The organism is Halioglobus sp. Uisw_031, from assembly GCF_047729875.1.
GTDB lineage: Bacteria > Pseudomonadota > Gammaproteobacteria > Pseudomonadales > Halieaceae > Marimicrobium.
The window spans coordinates 528,320-546,196 of sequence record NZ_CP159826.1 but is presented as its reverse complement, the minus strand read 5'-3'; the positions used below and the strand labels follow the sequence as shown (position 1 = coordinate 546,196).

Sequence of the window (17,877 nt, the reverse complement as noted above, 5' to 3'; positions counted from 1 at the left end):
AGTGGCTTACTTCTTTTGGGCCCGTGCAGTGATCAATTCAATAAAGTGTTTGAACAGCGGCGCAGCATCATGCGGTCCCGGGCTAGCTTCTGGGTGACCTTGGAAGCTGAAGGCGTCCTTATCGGTGCGATGCATCCCCTGCAGACTACCGTCGAAAAGAGACGTGTGGGTAATGCGTAAGTTGTCCGGCAGACTATGCTCATCAACGGCGAACCCGTGGTTCTGGCTGGTGATCAAGACCGTCCCGTCGTCCAGGTTTTTTACCGGGTGGTTGGCACCGTGATGGCCAAACTTCATTTTTACAGTCGCCGCGCCACTCGCCAGGCCCAGCAACTGGTGGCCCAGACAAATACCAAACACGGGGACATCTGTTGCAAGAATAGATTGAATAGCCTCAACCGCATAGCGACATGGCTCTGGGTCACCCGGGCCGTTGGACAGGAAGATACCATCTGGATTCATGGCGAGGACTTCGGCTGCCGGGGTCTGAGCAGGAACCACTGTCAGGCGGCAACCATGATCAACCAACAACCTCAAAATATTGCGTTTGACGCCAAAGTCGTAGGCCACAACATGCCAAGGCAAATCAGCTTTAGCACGCTCAGTGTGGCCCGCCCCTATAGCCCAACTACCTTCCCGCCACGTGTAGCTTTGGGTTGCGGTGACTTCTTTGGCGAGGTCCATACCCTGAAGGCCGGCAAAATCTCGCGCCTGCGCTAGGGCATCCGCTTCGTCAACCCCCTCACCCGCCATCAAACAACCACTTAAGGCACCTTTCTCGCGCAGAATACGGGTAAGCCGACGCGTATCAATTTCAGCAATCGCAACAATATTATGGCGACATAAGTACTCGGAGAGCCCTTGCTGGTTACGATAATTGCTGGCGAGCAAAGGTAAGCTCCTGATCACAAGACCCGTCGCCCAAATCGCATTGGACTCCTCGTCTTCGTCGTTCGTACCGGTATTACCAATATGGGGGTAAGTCAGAGTGACAATCTGGCGCGCATAGGAAGGGTCTGTGAGGATTTCCTGATAGCCACTCATGGCGGTATTGAATACCACCTCGCCCACTGAGGTCCCAGTGGCGCCTATTGCCAACCCTCTAAAAATACTGCCATCTTCAAGGGCTAATATGGCCGGAATGGACAAACATACCTCCATCGTTCAGTGGCGTAACGCCAGCTGCGCGCGCTCGCAAAAAGGCGAGATACGGTGAACCGCATCTCGCCTTTTTACATCAATACAGCTGTAATTAATCGCAGGTGCACACTGCTCCCGATGCGCTAGTCGGGGGTGCGTAATCTGGCGTGAGATTGTAGGGGATGCGCTCCATAGTGTCCAGACCACTGTCTCGTGATTCACACAGGATTTCGATTTTAGTTCAATCGCCCTGACCCCAATAAGCCCATGGGTCTTACACATCGGCCGAAGACAAAAATTCTCTAAAGCAGTTGCTTTAATGAAAAAAATCCCTATCATCATGTCCATCTAACAGGACAAGAAAGGCCTAATTATGACCTATGCGGATGGCAAAATTGCGGCGCTCACTGGCGCCGGCTCAGGTATCGGTCGCGCGCTGGCACTGCAACTAAACCGCGAGGGCTGCGAGCTTTTCCTGAGCGACATCAGTGCCGCTAGCCTGAATGAAACCCTTGCATTACTGCCGCGTCAAGATGTCCCTGCCGATGGGCAAGTTCTGGATGTCGCTGACAAAACGAGCGTCTATGCTTGGGCTGAAAAGATCGCCGAGGTCAAAGGGCACGTTGACATCGTTATCAACAATGCCGGCGTCGCTCTCATATCAAACGTCGAGAACAACCGCTACGAAGACTTCGAATGGCTGATGGGCGTCAACTTTTGGGGTGTTGTTTACGGCACACAGGCCTTTTTGCCGCTTTTGCGCCAATCCCAACAAGGACACTTAGTGAATATTTCTTCGGTATTTGGTCTGTTTTCCGCGCCCACTCAATCGGCTTACAATGCGGCAAAATTTGCTGTGCGTGGTTACACTGAAGCCCTGCGCCAAGAGATGGACGGCAGCAACGTCCACGTCTGTTGCGTGCACCCCGGTGGCATTAAGACCAACATTGCTCGCGCTGCACGCAGCGAAGATTCTGACGTCAATGCCGACGAGCGTGACACGGAGTTTCAGAAATTGGCGCACACGAGCCCGGAAAAAGCCGCCGCGCAAATCATTGCTGCCATCGAGAAACACAAGAAACGCCTCCTAATCGGCATGGATGCCAGACTTTTTTCCCTTGTGTGCCGCCTATTTCCTGTGCGCTACCCCCAGATCCTAGGACTACTGACCAGGAATGCCTCTACTAAGTTAGTGACATGACCACACTCGCCCATGCAACATCGGAGAAAAATGCAGACACCCGCGAGCGTCTGCTGCTAATGGCATTGCGACTCTATGCCCGTGAAGGCCTGCATGCGGTTTCATTGCGTCGCATCAGTATCGAGGCAGGCTCAAAAAACTCCGCGGCGATGCATTACCACTTTCACAACAAAACGGGCGTAATCCAAGCGCTAATAGACATGATTGCCAATGAATTAGGACATATTGCTACCGCCCTGCGGCCAGAGCATCTATCGAAGCGGTCACTGCGCAGTGCTTGTCGTGATACGCTGCGCCCGCTAGTAAAGTTGCCCGCAAGACAACGCTGGGGCGCAGACGGGGTAAAGTTCCTGTCCCGACTGGTAAGTGAGAGTGATGCCGAAATCTCCAGTATGGTTAATGCAATGTGTGCGCCCTTCTCGCAGCGGCTGGACCGAGCTTTAGCAGAAGAATTGCCCGCACTGCCCACGCCGGTCCGACGGTTGCGACTGATGTTCATGAGCACCAATGTGTTTCACGGCGTTGCAGAAGTTTTCTGGCTCACACACACACCACTGGGAGACCTTAGCCATTTTGATGAGGACACCCTGCTAGACCATCTGGTTGACTACCTCATCGGCGGCCTGCAGGCTCCCAGCCTGACCACGCCATAACCCCATGAAACAAGAGAGCACGCAATGACCGACGAAACTCAAGACCTGATATTCGATCTGACCCTGACGGACGATCAGCGTATGAATCGCGAAACCATGCAGCGCTTCGCTACCGTAGAGATAAGACCACTGGCCAAAATCGTAGACGCCGGTGACAGTCCAGCGCAGGACTTTTACCCTAAAACTGTCGAGCTCGGAATCTCGCTGCTACCTATTCCAGAAGCCCTGGGCGGCGCGGGTGTCGACCGCTCACCCTCCTCCAACGCGTTGATCTTGGAAGATCTCGCACACGGTGATTTATCTCTGGCCTTAGGGTCCATAAGCCCCGCAGCTTTTATCAACACCTTGATAGATCAAGGTTCGGACGCACAGCGCGAAAAATACCTGCCGCTCTTTTGCTCAGAGAAATTCAAAGCAGCCACCACGGCGTTACTAGAGCCGCGAGCGACCTTTGAACCCACCGAACCCGCAACGAGTGCCACGGCCAACAGCGAAGGATTTAGTCTGTCGGGGACCAAATCCATGGTGCCACTGGGCATGGATGCGGAACTGGTGCTGATCATTGCGCACATGGAAAATGGCGACCCTGCGGCCTTTATTGTCGAGGGTACTCCCACAGGCATGACGCGCACTGTAGAAGAGAATATGGGGCTGCACGGCGCGCAGTTAGCGACGCTAACGCTGGACAATGTGCAACTGCCATCCAGCGCCCTTTTGGGCGAAGGTCCCTTTGATCTACAGCGCTTTATTGACCTAAGCCGTATCGGCATATGCGCCCTCGCGGTAGGCACCTGCCAGGCGGTACTGGATTACGTTAAAACCTACTGCAACGAGAGAATTGCCTTTGGCGAGCCTATCACCAACCGTCAATCTGTGGCGTTCATGATTGCTGACATTGCCATTGAGCTAGAGGCTATGCGCTTGATGACTTGGCGCGCGGCATCACGGGCGGAACAGTGTCTGGATTTTCATGAGCACGCCTATCTCGCTAAAGTATTCTGCGCTGAACACGCGATGAAGATCGGCACCGACGGCGTACAACTTCTGGGCGGCCATGGTTTCTGCACCGAGCATCCAGTGGAGCTGTGGTATCGAGATCTTCGCGCCATCGCCATGCTGGAAGGCATGGCCAGCGTCTGACCCTATGACTTTCGAATTCAGGAGCAAAAGCAATGATTAATCTCGAACTCAGCAAGAAGCATGAAGAAACTTTCGGACAGGTCATGATGTTGGCCGAACACATGATGCGCCCCTACTCGCGCAAGTATGATAAGGAAGAACACACCTACCCCAAGGAAATGGAAGAGGTCGCCAAATTGATCGGCGGTGCGCGTTCTGCCCCTTCAGGCCCCAAGACATCTATCCCAGCAGGCACTGTGGTGAATGGCGGCAACATGGGGGCCGTAGTGGGTTTGTTTGGCCTCTGCTGGGGTGATGTCGGTCTATTTTTAGCCATGCCCGGCAGCGGCTTGGGCAACGCCGCGATTACCGCGGTAGGTACACCCGAGCAAGTAAAAAAATACGGCGGCAGCTACGCCGCCATGTGTATTACCGAACCCGGCACCGGCTCGGACTCCGCCAGCATCAGCACCACGGCCGTGGCGGATGGTGACGAATGGGTGCTTAACGGCGAGAAAATTTATGTCACCGATGGCGAGCGCAGCGACACGCTGGTCGTCTGGGCCACGCTGGACAAGTCACTCGGCAAAGCCGCTATCAAATCGTTCATTGTCGAAAAGGGCACGCCCGGGTGCGAAGTCACCCGACTGGAACACAAGCTTGGCATACGAGCGTCTGATACAGCGGCGATCAGCTTTAACGACTGCAGAATTCCCAAAACCAATATCCTTGGCAGCGCGGAACTGGCAACAGATGCAGAGGGCCGCAAGAAAGCGTTTGGTGGTGTCATGCAAACTTTTGACAATACGCGCCCCCCGGTCGCGGCTATGGCTATCGGCGCGTCGCGCGCTGCGCTGGACATGTCTCGCGAGCTACTGAAAGAGGAAGGCGTGGAACTAAAGTTCGACAAAAAGCCGGCCAACCTCACTGCAGTGGAAGCAGAACTGTGTCAAATGGAAGCCGAGTGGCACGGCGCTAGGTTGCTGGTATTGAAGGCCGCCTGGATGGCGGACAACAAAATGCCCAACTCGATGGAAGCGTCCATGTGCAAAGCTAAAGCCGGCCGCGTGGGCAATAACATCACTCTGCGCTGCGTGGCTCTGTGTCAGAGTCTGGGATATAGCGAAAATATTCTGCTGGAGAAATTCGCGCGTGACTCCAAGATTCTGGATATCTTTGAAGGTACACAGCAGATACAACAATTGATCGTGGCGCGCCGGGTACTAGAGAAATCTTCCTCTGAACTCAAGTAGCCCTGCGCGGCAGGCCTTCCCTTGTCAGGAAGACTGACTCGCCAACAGCTGACTGTCCTCATCCTGGCGCTTATGTCCACCGGGATGGGACAGTCCCTGGTGTTTGCCATCCTCGCGCCGTTAGGTCGAGAAGTGCATCTAGGCGAATTGCAAATCACGTCTATTATCGCGCTATCCGCATTAATTTTCGGGCTTGCCGCTCCGCATTGGGGCCGGCTTAGCGATCGCATTGGGCGTAAACCGATTATGATCACCGGATTGATCGGATATACGGTGGGTACCGTGCTGTTTACCAGTGTATTCTATGCGGGGATGACCGGTCTGCTCAGCGGCACGTTACTCTATGTGATACTGCTGATAACGCGCTGCTGCCAATCGATTGTCATGTCAGCCACTGGCCCCGCCAGCGCGGCCTACGCCGCCGACCATACCAGTCGAGACGAACGCACAAAAACCATGGCTCGACTGGGCACCGCTAACAGCATGGGCACCATTCTTGGCCCTGCCGTGAGTGGCGCTCTGGCCACTTTTGGCCTGCTGGCCCCCCTGTATTTTGCTGCCGCCTTGGCCGCTGCCGCCGCCATGGTGGTATGGCGAAAATTACCGGTTACACCTGATGCGCAACACACAAATCGCAAGTCCTCACGAAAGCTGCGCTATACGGATAAACGCATTACATTGCTACTGATCACCGCCGTTGGTTTGTTCATTGGGTTTTCTAGCATACAACAGACCCTAGGATTCCAGCTGCAGGATAAACTTCACCTCAGTGGCATTGAGACGGCGCAAATGACCGGCGCAGCTTTGCTGGTCTGCGCCACGTTTACGTTCCTAACTCAGATCACCGTGATGCAACGGCTGCAATTGCGGCCCACGCAGTTCGTTCGCATTGGCTTACTGTTCATGCTGATAGGCGCGGCGGTGATTTCGGGCTTTGAAACCTTTATGGTCCTGTCTGTTGGCATGGCCTTTCTCGGCATCGGTATGGCGCTTTGCATGCCTTCGATTGCCGCGGGTGCTTCGCTGGCCGTATCGACGGAGGAACAAGGCGCAGCTGCGGGGCTGGTAAGCTCATGTCCCGCAATAGGGTTTGCGATCGGCCCCATCTGCGCCGGCGGGTTGTATCAGTATCACACCGCTCTGGCACCGCTGTTCAGCACTGGGGTGCTCTTTATTGTACTGGTGGTGTTAGTCATCAATGACCGCTGATCAACAACGCATCGGTACTTAAAGGCGCTCCAGTGCCACGCGCAGGTTTTTCGGAATCGGTACAGAACGATTTTCCGCTCGCTCAACAAAAACGTGCACGAAATAACCATGTGCAGACGCGACCTGCTCACCCTCCCTAAAAATGGCAATACCGTATTGCACTGAACTATTGCCGAGCCGGTCTACACGCAAACCGGCCTCTACGGACTCGGGATAAGCAATAGGAGCATGATATTCGCAACCTGAACTCACCACATAGCCAACGATAGTAGCGTCACTAATATCCAGCCCGCCCTCTTCAATGAGGTAGCGGTTAGCCACGGTATCGAAATAAGCGTAGTAGGCCACGTTGTTCACATGGCCATAAATATCATTGTCAGACCAGCGCGTAGAGATCGGGTAGAACACTTTGTAGTCGGCCCGCGTGGGTAGTGCCTCCTGACTCATGCGCCACCTCCGTAGGCGGCTTTGTAAATGGATAGCGCGTCTTCATAAGACACGTCCCGCGGATTATTCATCAGCAGGCGCTGCTGCAGCATGGCATCACTGGCCAACATTTCCAGATCGCTTTCTTTCACTCCGGCCTGTTGCAATGTAGCAGGCAATTTTACATCGTCGACAAGTTGACGCAGTGCAGCCGTCAATGCCGCGCTTTTGGCACTGGCGCTGCCCGCAACCGGGGCTCCAATCACCACCTCAGCCAGCTCTGCGTAGAGTTCCTCCGCATGCGACGCATTAAACTCCAACACACAAGGCAACACGAGCGAGTTACTCAAGCCGTGGGGAATATGGTAGTGGCCGCCCAACGGATACGCCAATGCATGTACCGCGCCGACGGGGGCATTCGCAAATGCCTGACCTGCCAGACAGGCGCCCAAAAGCATATTTTCTCGCGCCTCACGATTACCACCCTCATGCACAGCGGTGCGAATATTGCGCGACAACAACGCTAAGGCCTTAACGGCCAGATTATCGGACAAGGGGTTTTTTTTATGCCGGGACGTGTAAGCTTCGATGGCGTGAACCATGGCATCAACACCGGTCATGGCGGTAATAGAGGCCGGTAAGCCCAAGGTTAGCGAGGCATCCAATACTGCCACATCCGGCAACAATACCGGCGACGAGACCCCGGCCTTGGTCGTCTCCCCAGTGGTGATAACCGCCACCGGTGTCACCTCGGAACCTGTTCCTGCGGTTGTAGGCACCAGTATCAATGGCAATCTGCCGCCGGTTACCTGATCCACTCCATACAGCTCAGATAGTGTTTGCTGAGAACCAAGCAGTACTGCCACCACCTTGGCCACGTCCATTGAACTGCCACCGCCAACCGCGATGACGCCATCGATATTGCCACGGCGCGCCAGTTCGGCGGCAGCCAGTACCGTAGCTTCGGGTGGATCTTCGCGCACTTGGTCAAACACCAACGGTGAGAGCCCTTCTTTTTCCAGCGCGGCAAGCACTGGCTGTATCAAGCCGATAGACATCAATCCAGGATCGGTAACCAGCAGAGGACGCTCTACACCCAAGCGCCTACACTGGGCTGCAAGTTCCAGTGCACTGCCAACCCCATTGATAATTCTAGCGACCGCAGTGAATTCAAAGCTCTGCATCCCAGACTCCCTACATGGTGATAATGACCTTGCCGCGTGCGCGACGCTCTATCATACAGTTGAAGGCTTCTTCATACCGCTCGACAGGAAAGCTGTCGGTTACCACAGGACTAATTTCGCCACTGGCGAACAGCTCCCACAGCTCCTCAATATTCTTTAAATTAACCTCGGGCTCCTCGCCTGTAAAGCGTCCCCAGAATACACCGACGATAGAACAGCCTTTGAGCAAAGCCAGGTTGAGTGCGATCTTGGGAATTGGACCGCTGGCGAAACCAATCACCAGATAACGACCGTTCCAAGCCATACCGCGAAGCGCCGGCTCTGCATAATCACCACCCACCGGGTCGTAAACTACATCCACACCTTTTCCGCCCGTCAATTCCTTGATGGTATCCTTCAGGTTCACTTCACTGTAGTTGATGAGTTCATCGGCACCCAACTTCTTGCATAGCTTAAGCTTCTCATCGCTACTTGCTGCAGCAATCACCTTGGCGCCCATTTGTTTACCCAGTTCAATAGCACTGGTCCCGACACCTCCGGCCGCTCCCAGCACCAGCAAAGTTTCGCCAGGCTGGATATTGGCCCGCTGTTTGAGGGCGTAGTAGGAGGTAAAGTAGGTAATGCTAACGCCAGCGGCCTGCTCGAAGCTCAGCCCATCGGGCATGGGAAACGCGCTAAGTTCACTGACCGCAATTTTTTGACAAAATGCGCCGGAGCCACCGGCGGATAGCACCTTGTCTCCTACCTTGAACCGACTGACGTTGGCTCCGACTGCTGCCACTACTCCCGCACACTCGCCACCTGGGATAAACGGCATCTCAGGCTGGTACTGGTACTTGCCCTGTATCATCAGCACATCGGGGAAATTCAGACCCGCAGCTTTAACGTCAATCAAGACATCGTGCTCACCCACTTCGGGTTCCGGCCAGTCCAACACCAACTCCAATTTATCCGGCAGACCGTGTTCTTTGCATGTCACTGCTTTCATAGTTATTCCTCAGGTCATCGAAGTCGGTATTGCAGACAAAAACAAAAACGGCGCCCGCAAGCGCCGTTTTACTCAGTGCAGTATCACGCGACTTCGAATAAGCCTGCTGCACCCATGCCGCCACCGACACACATTGTAATCACGACGTATTTAACACCACGGCGCTTACCTTCGATTAACGCGTGACCGATCATGCGAGAACCACTCATGCCATAGGGGTGCCCAACAGAAATAGCGCCGCCGTTCACATTGAGCTTATCGTTGTCGATGCCCAACTGGTCGCGACAATAAATCACCTGCACGGCAAAGGCTTCGTTGAGTTCCCATAGGCCAATGTCATCAACCGTCAGACCGTGCTGCTTAAGCAGCTTGGGCACAGCAAAGACCGGGCCGATTCCCATCTCATCGGGAGCACAACCGGCAACCGCCATTCCACGGTATAGGCCCAAGGGCTGTAAACCTTCGCTTTCAGCCACTTTTGAATCCATAATCAGCTGAGCAGAAGAACCGTCAGACAACTGGGATGCGTTGCCGGCAGTGATAGTGCCACCTTCGACCACAGTCTTCAGCCCCTGAAGACCTTCCAGTGTCGTGCCACGCAAACCTTCGTCGGCAGACACAGTCGCTTCGACTTCTGAGGAATTGCCAGTCGCTTTGTCCCAGGCAATGCGTTTACAGGTCACGTCTACCAGCTCATCGGCAAACTTGCCAGCGGCATACGCCGCTGCGGTGCGTTCCTGCGATTGCAATCCGTATTCGTCCATCGCCTCACGTGAAATATTGTAACGCTGACCGACAATTTCCGCTGTCTGCAGCATCGGCACGAACATATTGGGCTCAATCGCCATCAACTCGTCGTCTACCATGCGGTGCAGATTCATGTGTTCATTTTGCACTAGCGAGATAGACTCCAGTCCACCACCGATCACACAGTCCATACCGTCGTACATGACCTGCTTCGCAGCCGTCGCTACCGCCATCAAACCCGATGAACACTGGCGGTCTATTGTCATACCAGAAGTGGTAATCGGCAGGCCGGCCCGCAACGCAATCTGACGCGCAATATTGGAGCCGGTGGCGCCTTGTTGCAAAGCACTGCCCATAATCACATCTTCGACGCGAGCCGGATCAATACCGGCACGCCTGACGGCTTCGGCCACCGAAACTGCGCCCAAAGTCGCCCCACCAAGATTATTAAAACCGCCCCGAAAGGCCTTACCAATCGGGGTGCGAGCGGTGGATACAATAACTGCTTCTTTCATGTCTCTTCTCTCCAATAACAGGGCACCAATGAAGGCCCCTTGAGTCAATGTTTACTTATTCAGGCCCAGGCCTGTCATAGCCTTGCCGGTGAATTTTACCGTCTGTTCAAAACCTGCCTGGGGCTGTGTTTGACCTTCCGAAGAAGTAATCGCATCCCAGTTGGCCGCGATACCCTCGGGGGTCTGATCTTCAGGTGTTAGCCAGACGCCATCGGTTTCAATAATCTTGGCGACTGAATAGGCACCGGCACCAGCACAAATGATTGTCTTGTTGGGAGCGTCGTCACTGGCCATATACAGTACCGCAGGTGTTACCGTCTCAGGCGTCAGCAGTGCAAAGGCCTCCTCAGGAATCAGACCTTCGGTCATGCGGGTACCGGCCGTAGGCGCTAGGGCGTTAATGCGGATATCATATTTTGCACCCTCCTGAGCCAATGTATTCATCATGCCGATAACACCCATCTTGGCGCTGCCATAGTTGGTCTGACCAAAGTTACCGTACAGACCTGATGACGATGTGGTGACCACGATGCGGCCGTAGGCCTGATCACGCATGATATCCCAACAGGCCTTGGTGCAATTGACACTGCCCATCAGATGAACATCAAGTACCAGTTTAAAGTCATCCAGACTGCCTTTGGTGAAGCTTTTATCGCGCAAAATGCCGGCATTATTGACCAAGATGTCAACACGGCCCCACTTCTCCATCGCCTGCTTTACCATAGCCTCAACTTCGTCGTATTTGGCGACATTGGCACCGTTGGCTATCGCTTCACCGCCCAGCGCTTCAATTTCTGCCACAACAGCCTTGGCAGCATCGGATGAGCCACCTGAACCATCAACACCGCCGCCCAGATCGTTGATTACAACCTTCGCGCCACGTTTAGCCAGCTCGATGGCGTGGCTGCGACCCAAGCCCTGCCCAGAACCGGTAACGATTGCGACTTTACCGTCATAACGAATAGACATTACTGAAATCCTCTCAATAGAAAAATAAATAGGCCGGCTGATCAGCCGGCAATAACCATACTCAACCATTCTGCGACCAAGGCAGGAGTGTCTTCTCCCTCAATCTCTACAGAAATCACCTGCTTAATCAGAAATCGATTCTCATCTTTGCGGACGATATCAGCGACTTCTGCGTTCGCGCGAACGCGCTTACCTGATTTCACTGGCGACAGAAAACGCACCTTGTCAAAGCCATAATTGAGGCCCATGACGATGTTCTCAGGGATAACGCCGTTACCTTCGGCCATTTTAGACAGCAAGGACAGGGTCAAGAAGCCATGGGCGATGGTGCTGCCAAAAGGCGTGTTTTTTGCTGCTTCTTCGTCCACGTGGATAAACTGATGATCCTCGGTGCAATCGGCAAAGACATTGATACGATCCTGTGTCACCTCAATCCACTCGCCGGGCTCAAACTTAGTGCCGATAGCGTCCAACATTTCTTCTTTGGGTACGATCTTTACTGCCATGGTGTGCTCCTCATCGGTTTTTGCTGCAACAGAAACGGTTGATTGTTGTCGATCGATGCTGTTTCACCCACCCCCACTGTGGGCGCTGATAGCGAAAGATGGTTTTCGGTCAAAGATCTACCGGAAGCAACGATGAACTGAACATATCAGCTTAAAAAGGGATTTGAACATACAGTATGTATTTGGCCGGTTCAAGTATTTTATACCTCAACCCGCTGTGTGCACGCGACGCCAAGCCATACCGCGTTGGACCCGGCTGAGCCTGAGGCATTATTGAACCGGAACCGGAACTGGAATCGGAGACACTCTGAGCCGGTGAGAGTCGTCCCCGAGCGCAAGGTTAAAAGTTGTATTGCACTTTCAACCCATAAATACGGGGATCAGACAGCACAGATGTCGCGTTTTGGGTCACAGTACTGGGCCGGCCTCGGCTGATGATATTCCGATCATCGGCGATATTTTTGACGAATGCAGTCACCTCCCATTGCTGATCGAGGGCAGCCATATTCACACGCGCATCCCAACGGTCATAGCTGTCGACTCTATCATATTCTGGATCATTGAAAATCGACATCCACTGTTTGCCGGTGTAGGAATAAGTGCCGGTAGCTGACCAATCGAGATCAAACATCTGCCAGAAGTAGGTGGCATTCAAAGACGCCTTGTTTTTGGGCGTCAACACAAATTCATTGCCTTGGAGATCTTGCTCGTCCGTGCATAGCGGATTCTGAGTATCGCCCACTGCATAGGGCCCCAAGGTGCAAGCGTTGGCATCTTTGCTGGAGAAGGTTTTAAACTCCGTGAAATTGTAAGAGTACGTTCCGCTGAGCATGATGCTCGGTGTCGGCAGGGCTCTAAAGTCCAGTTCCAGACCGGCAGCTTCTGCGTCTTTGGCATTTTGAAAGGTGTTCAAGGCGATGCCGTTTTCCACGTCCTGCTTAATCACCTGTAAGTTGGTGTAATCGTAGTAATACACAGAGGCACCTACATTCAACCGGTTTTCAAATGTTGACCCTTTATAGCCTATCTCATAGGAGATAATTTCTTCCGGCTTCACCACATCAACATCTGTAGTAGCGCTGGGCTTTTGGAAATTAAAGCCACCAGAGCGGTAGCCGGTCGCGACAAAGGCATACAGAAACTGATCCGGCGTCAAATAATGGTCTGCACCCAAACGCCAGGTCCACTTATCCCAACTGTCATCTTCGGCCCTGTACACGGTCGGATTATCAGGATCACCCACATACTGCACAAAGGTATTATCATTGCCTTTTTTCTCGTCATAAGAATAGCGTAAACCGGCGGTTAAGATAGTCTCGGGCGACAGGTCCCACGATAGCTGCCCATAGGATGCATAGGAGCGGGTATCTACGCTCGCTTCACCACGATAAAGATAGTTGTCTTTACTGACAACATTGGGCACATCGACGCCAACCGCATTAGCAAGATCGACGAGAAATTGGTACGTCTCCATTAACTTATCATTCCACTCTCGAAAATCCACGACCTGCGATTCGTCGCTGTGATAATAATAAAGTCCGCCCAACAGCGAGAAATCACTGTCCCATTCCGACGAGTACTGCAATTCGTGGGAGCTGAATCTCGCCTCCTGGTCGACGTTGAAGGTCATATCGGCGCCGGTAATCGGATTCTCTGGGGCTGGGAAGCCGGGGAGATCCGCGACAGGAACATCAAGAGTTCCGACTTTGGCAGTGAGCTTGCTCCAGTCGACGCCCGAGTCCGCCTGAACGCTGGCGTCGGCATCACTTGTCGTATCAAACCAGTATTTGTTATACCCCCCGGTATACTTGAGGGTGAAAGTGTCTGCGCTGTATTCGCTATTCAGAAAAATCGCCCAGCGCCGGTTCTTGAGATTTGGATTACGGTCTTGTGTTACTTTATTCTCATCTTGCAGCGCGGGATTCTCTATGGCCAGGCCCTGGCGCATATTGACGAAGTTCTGCGCGGGGAACATACCCGGCAAGCTAATGAGCGCTCCCGTAGTATCATTCGCTACGGGTTGCGCTAACTCACGTGCAAAAGGCTCCAGTATGTAACCGTTTCCCTGCCGGTAATCGCGGTCTACGCCTATGACCTTGAGTACGGTATTCCAGCGATCATTGGGCTGATACTGCAGGCTCACCGTAGCATAGGGCGTTTTGTCCTGCTCATAGTCCTTGCCGTTGTACGTGTTTTTCTGGAATCCCTCGTGGCTGATATAAGACGCACCCGCCAACACACTCAATGTGTCAGTGATCGGGCCGCTAGCCAACCCCTGAATGAGTCTGCCGTCGTAGTTGGTGAGTTGCGCTGTAACGTTACCCTCCCACTCCTCGCTAGGTCGCTTACTGATAAAGCTTATGGCGCCGCCAACCGAATTGCGCCCATAAAGGATGCCCTGCGGCCCCCGCAATACCTCAATGCGCTCAATATCCATGAACTCGGAGTAGTTAAATATACCGTTTTCAGTATTGTAAACGCCGTCCCAGTAAATGCCGATCCCCGGCTCCGAACCAACCGCCAGTTGGGGCCGACCCACCCCGCGGATACTGACCCTAAACGTTGTAATCGACAGGGAAGGCGTATGTACCACCAGATCCTGACTGCCCGTTATACCCAACTGATCAAGCGTGGCGCTGTCAAAGGCGCTGATTGATGCGGCCGTATCCATCAGCGAGGCTTCCCGCTTATTGGCCGTTACAATGATTTCTTCAAGCGAGTTGCCTCCGGTAGCAGCCCAAACCAGAGAGGCAACGGGAGAAAACGCTATCAACGCGAGAAACGGCGCGCACCGCTTAGTAGCAACATTCATTTCGTCTATTCCGCTATTATTTATCTTTTATAGAACGTACATCAGTCTCTCACCGAATCAAAGCGATTTTTTCAACCACCGGTTCTGATCAAGTGAAAAGCCATCGCTATTCACTCAACCAGGGAGGCCCTCCTTAGCCGCCTCGCAGGGCTGCATTGTGCGCTATGCGTAACGCTTGAGCTCATGACGGCCCACCACCATGCGGTGCACTGCATCGGGCCCATCGGCTAAACGCAGCGTGCGCTGGGACATATACATATTCGCCAGCGGCGTATCTTGACTAACACCCAATGCACCAAACATCTGAATGGCCTCGTCCACAATACGAATAGAAATATTAGGCACCGCAGTCTTGATCATCGAAATCCATATGCGCGCTTCTTTCGCATCGACATTATCCATCATCCACGCCGTCTTCAGCGTGAGCAAGCGAGCCTGTTCAATGTCCATTCGAGCATTTGCGATAATGTCGATATTACCGCCCAGGCGTGCCAGCGGCTTACCAAAAGCGACACGCGACACAGCGCGCTGGCAGAGCAGTTCTAGTGCTTTTTCTGCAGCACCGATGGCGCGCATACAGTGGTGTATACGACCCGGCCCAAGCCGACCCTGAGAAATCTCAAAACCGCGACCGGAGCCCAGAAGAATATTTTCCTTGGGTACCCGCACGTTGGTGAATTTTTGATGCATGTGGCCGTGGGGCGCATCATCCATTGAGAACACGTTCATGGCTCGCAGGTTTTCAAACCCAGGGGTGTCCGTGGGAACTAGTATCTGTGACTGCTGCTGATGTTTGGGGGCGTCCGGCTCCGTTTTTACCATGACAATCATTATCTTACAGCGCGGATCGCCAGCACCAGACACGTAGTGCTTCTCTCCGTTGATTACCCACTCGTCGCCATCGAGTACCGCCTCCGTGCAGACATTAGTGGCATCAGAAGACGCCACTCCCGGCTCAGTCATGGAAAAAGCAGAACGGATGTCACCGTTTAACAGCGGCTCCAGCCACTGCTTTTTCTGCTCCTCGGTACCGTATTTGTGTAGCACCTCCATATTCCCCGTATCGGGAGCAGCGCAATTAAAGACCTCTGCGGCCAAATGTGACTTACCCATCTCTTCGGCAAGATAGGCGTACTCCACCGTATTCAGGCCGGAACCGGAGTCACCTTCGGTGAGAAAGAAATTCCACAACCCCTGCGCCTTGGCCTTGGTCTTCAGACCCTCCCGAATATCGGTCTGACGCTGCGTCCACTCCCATCGATCGCCCACCGCAATATCTTCATAGAACTCGACCTCTACCGGCAGAATTTCTTTCTCAATAAAGCACCGCACCTCTTCAAGCAGCGGTACCAGTTTTGCACTAACGCCTAAATCCATCGTCATTTTCCTTCTCCATCTTCATTCGGTTGATTAACCTTATTTTGCGGCTGTTTATTCAGTGTCAGCTTGGCAGCATAGTCTGCCTTGATCTGTCGTTTAAAAATCTTTCCGGATGCGATACGCGGCAGCTGTTCAGTTGGGAACCAAATATAGGCCGGTATCTTGAACATTGCCAAGTGCTCGGATAAATAGACGCGCAGCTCATCTGCGCCAAGTTGAACGCCCTCTCGCAATACCACGGCAGCCCCGACGACCTCGCCTAAGCGCTCATCCGGCAGCCCAAATACCGCGACTTCGTGAATGTCTGGATGTGAATAAATAGCGGCCTCCACTTCAATGCAGCTAATGTTTTCACCCCCTCGAATAATAATTTCCTTGATCCGATCAACGATGTAAAGAAACCCGTCCTCGTCCAGATAGGCAATATCGCCGGTATGAAACCAACCGTCAACAAAGGCTTCTGCCGTGGCTTCCGGCTTGTTCCAGTAACCCAGTATATTGGCCGGAGACTTGATGCACAGCTCACCCCGCTCACCTGTGGCCCGCTCATGGCCGTCTTCCGAAATGATGCGAAACTCCGTCACCGGAGGCACGACTCGCCCCGCGCTGTCCGGTCTGGCGACATAGAAGGCACCCGCATTCACCGCCCCCAATGCATTCGTTTCCGTCAGTCCGTAGCCAATCCCCGGTGTGGAATTTTTAAACGTACCACTGATTTTTTTGACCTGCTCCGGGGGACGCGCAGCACCGCCTGCCATAATCTCCGTCAGTGATGTAATATCCCGCACTGTGGTCGCCGCTGCCGCCTGCAACTCCGCCGACATAGTCGGTACGCCATTGAACCAAGTCACTTTTTCCGCCTCGATCAGCCGCAGGGCCTCCTGCGCATCCCACTTATGCATGATCACCATTTTACGACCCACCACCAAAGACAGCATGAAGGCCGAGTGGCTACCCGTACAATGAAACAATGGAATTGTCACCAGCGCACAAGGCGGCAGTCCCTGCTCTCGAACAGCCTGAGCCCCTGTCATTTTGGTAGCAACGCCCATACACATCCAACTGTAGAGCGCCGCCAGGACGCCTCTATGGGAAGACAATGCGCCTTTAGGGTGGCCGGTGGAACCCGAGGTGTACATAATGGTAGCGTGATCCTCTAGGGCAACCTCTTTTTCGGGCATGCCTCTACCCGAGAACTCCCGCAGTAATTCGGCAAACACCGTGTGCTCAACACCAAGACTACTGCAATCATCAATAGCGATAATGTGCAGATCATGCTTTTCTACAATAGTGGCCAGTCGCTGCACCCGCGCGCGATCGGCTACCACAATCTTGGCACCACTATCCGCAAAACCGTAGTCCAATTCTTCTGTCGTCCACCAGCCGTTCATCGGCACGGCCACGCAACCCACAGAAGTGATCCCAATAAAAGCCATCATCCACTGCGGGTTGTTACGGCTCAGGATGGCCACTCGGTCACCCTTTACCAAACCATAGCGCTCTACTAACGCGGCGCCAAATTCACAACTGTGCTGGTAGCCTTGGCCAAAGGTATAGCGCTCGTCCAGGTAGACTGCAAACTCTTTTTCAGCGTGCTGCAACATGACGGTAAAGTACTGCGCAAGGTTGGCAGGCAACGTGGCAAAGTTGCGGTATTGAACACCCGCAAGCTCTACTGTGTTCACTTCAAAACCCTGGCCGACTGCGGTGAGGCTGGCAACCGCTTCGTCAAAGTGCTTTAGTTCTGCATTCATTATTATGGGATTCCGTCTCTA

At 53.6% G+C, this 17,877-nt stretch carries 15 protein-coding genes; 5 read left to right on the top strand and 10 right to left on the bottom strand.

The window, feature by feature from the left end; translation table 11 throughout:
- Nucleotides 1-6 precede the first annotated feature (6 nt).
- Nucleotides 7-1,149: a glutamine-hydrolyzing carbamoyl-phosphate synthase small subunit gene (gene carA, locus ABXT62_RS02490; RefSeq protein ID WP_415356971.1), complete on the bottom strand. Its 1,143-nt coding sequence runs from the start codon at nucleotides 1,147-1,149 to the stop codon at nucleotides 7-9.
- 364 nt (nucleotides 1,150-1,513) lie between these two features.
- On the opposite strand from carA, the gene ABXT62_RS02485 reads away from it, so the two are divergent.
- Genes ABXT62_RS02485 through ABXT62_RS02465 form a run of 5 tightly spaced genes read left to right on the top strand, consistent with a single transcriptional unit; the run spans nucleotide 1,514 to nucleotide 6,575 of the window.
- Nucleotides 1,514-2,341: an SDR family NAD(P)-dependent oxidoreductase gene (locus ABXT62_RS02485; protein WP_415356970.1), complete on the top strand. Its 828-nt coding sequence runs from the start codon at nucleotides 1,514-1,516 to the stop codon at nucleotides 2,339-2,341.
- On the top strand, nucleotides 2,338-2,994 hold the full coding sequence (locus ABXT62_RS02480) for a TetR/AcrR family transcriptional regulator (protein ID WP_415356969.1): 657 nt from the start codon (nucleotides 2,338-2,340) through the stop codon (nucleotides 2,992-2,994). Before ABXT62_RS02485 ends, ABXT62_RS02480 begins: the two co-directional genes overlap by 4 nt.
- A 24-nt stretch (nucleotides 2,995-3,018) precedes the next feature.
- Nucleotides 3,019-4,134: an acyl-CoA dehydrogenase family protein gene (locus tag ABXT62_RS02475; protein ID WP_415356968.1), complete on the top strand. Its 1,116-nt coding sequence runs from the start codon at nucleotides 3,019-3,021 to the stop codon at nucleotides 4,132-4,134.
- A 32-nt stretch (nucleotides 4,135-4,166) separates the two neighbouring features.
- A complete protein-coding gene (locus ABXT62_RS02470) occupies nucleotides 4,167-5,366 on the top strand; it encodes an acyl-CoA dehydrogenase family protein (RefSeq protein ID WP_415356967.1) in 1,200 nt (399 codons plus the stop codon).
- A gap of 21 nt (nucleotides 5,367-5,387) precedes the next feature.
- Complete coding sequence (locus ABXT62_RS02465) at nucleotides 5,388-6,575, top strand: MFS transporter (RefSeq protein ID WP_415356966.1); 1,188 nt, start codon at nucleotides 5,388-5,390, stop codon at nucleotides 6,573-6,575.
- 18 nt (nucleotides 6,576-6,593) lie between these two features.
- Here the strand turns inward: ABXT62_RS02465 and ABXT62_RS02460 are convergent, their stop codons facing one another.
- The 9 genes from ABXT62_RS02460 to ABXT62_RS02420 all read right to left on the bottom strand — a co-directional run bounded on the left by ABXT62_RS02460 (nucleotide 6,594) and on the right by ABXT62_RS02420 (nucleotide 17,856).
- Nucleotides 6,594-7,022, bottom strand: coding sequence for an acyl-CoA thioesterase (locus ABXT62_RS02460; RefSeq protein ID WP_415356965.1), 429 nt, complete (start codon nucleotides 7,020-7,022; stop codon nucleotides 6,594-6,596).
- Entirely contained in the window at nucleotides 7,019-8,185 is a 1,167-nt protein-coding gene (locus ABXT62_RS02455; RefSeq protein ID WP_415356964.1) for an iron-containing alcohol dehydrogenase, read from the bottom strand. Before ABXT62_RS02455 ends, ABXT62_RS02460 begins: the two co-directional genes overlap by 4 nt.
- Before the next feature lie 10 nt (nucleotides 8,186-8,195).
- Nucleotides 8,196-9,173: an NADPH:quinone oxidoreductase family protein gene (locus tag ABXT62_RS02450; protein ID WP_415356963.1), complete on the bottom strand. Its 978-nt coding sequence runs from the start codon at nucleotides 9,171-9,173 to the stop codon at nucleotides 8,196-8,198.
- 83 nt (nucleotides 9,174-9,256) lie between these two features.
- On the bottom strand, nucleotides 9,257-10,435 hold the full coding sequence (locus ABXT62_RS02445; RefSeq protein ID WP_415356962.1) for an acetyl-CoA C-acyltransferase: 1,179 nt from the start codon (nucleotides 10,433-10,435) through the stop codon (nucleotides 9,257-9,259).
- A 51-nt stretch (nucleotides 10,436-10,486) separates the two neighbouring features.
- Nucleotides 10,487-11,404 carry an SDR family NAD(P)-dependent oxidoreductase gene (locus ABXT62_RS02440; protein WP_415356961.1) on the bottom strand — a complete coding sequence of 306 codons (918 nt, stop codon included), beginning with the start codon at nucleotides 11,402-11,404 and terminating at the stop codon, nucleotides 10,487-10,489.
- 41 nt (nucleotides 11,405-11,445) lie between these two features.
- Nucleotides 11,446-11,910, bottom strand: a complete 465-nt coding sequence (locus ABXT62_RS02435; protein WP_415356960.1) for a MaoC family dehydratase — start codon at nucleotides 11,908-11,910, stop codon at nucleotides 11,446-11,448.
- A gap of 340 nt (nucleotides 11,911-12,250) precedes the next feature.
- Nucleotides 12,251-14,722, bottom strand: a complete 2,472-nt coding sequence (locus tag ABXT62_RS02430) for a TonB-dependent receptor (protein ID WP_415356959.1) — start codon at nucleotides 14,720-14,722, stop codon at nucleotides 12,251-12,253.
- A gap of 162 nt (nucleotides 14,723-14,884) precedes the next feature.
- Complete coding sequence (locus ABXT62_RS02425; protein WP_415358253.1) at nucleotides 14,885-16,099, bottom strand: acyl-CoA dehydrogenase family protein; 1,215 nt, start codon at nucleotides 16,097-16,099, stop codon at nucleotides 14,885-14,887.
- A 2-nt stretch (nucleotides 16,100-16,101) separates the two neighbouring features.
- Nucleotides 16,102-17,856, bottom strand: coding sequence for a class I adenylate-forming enzyme family protein (locus tag ABXT62_RS02420; RefSeq protein WP_415356958.1), 1,755 nt, complete (start codon nucleotides 17,854-17,856; stop codon nucleotides 16,102-16,104).
- Nucleotides 17,857-17,877: the final 21 nt, after the last annotated feature.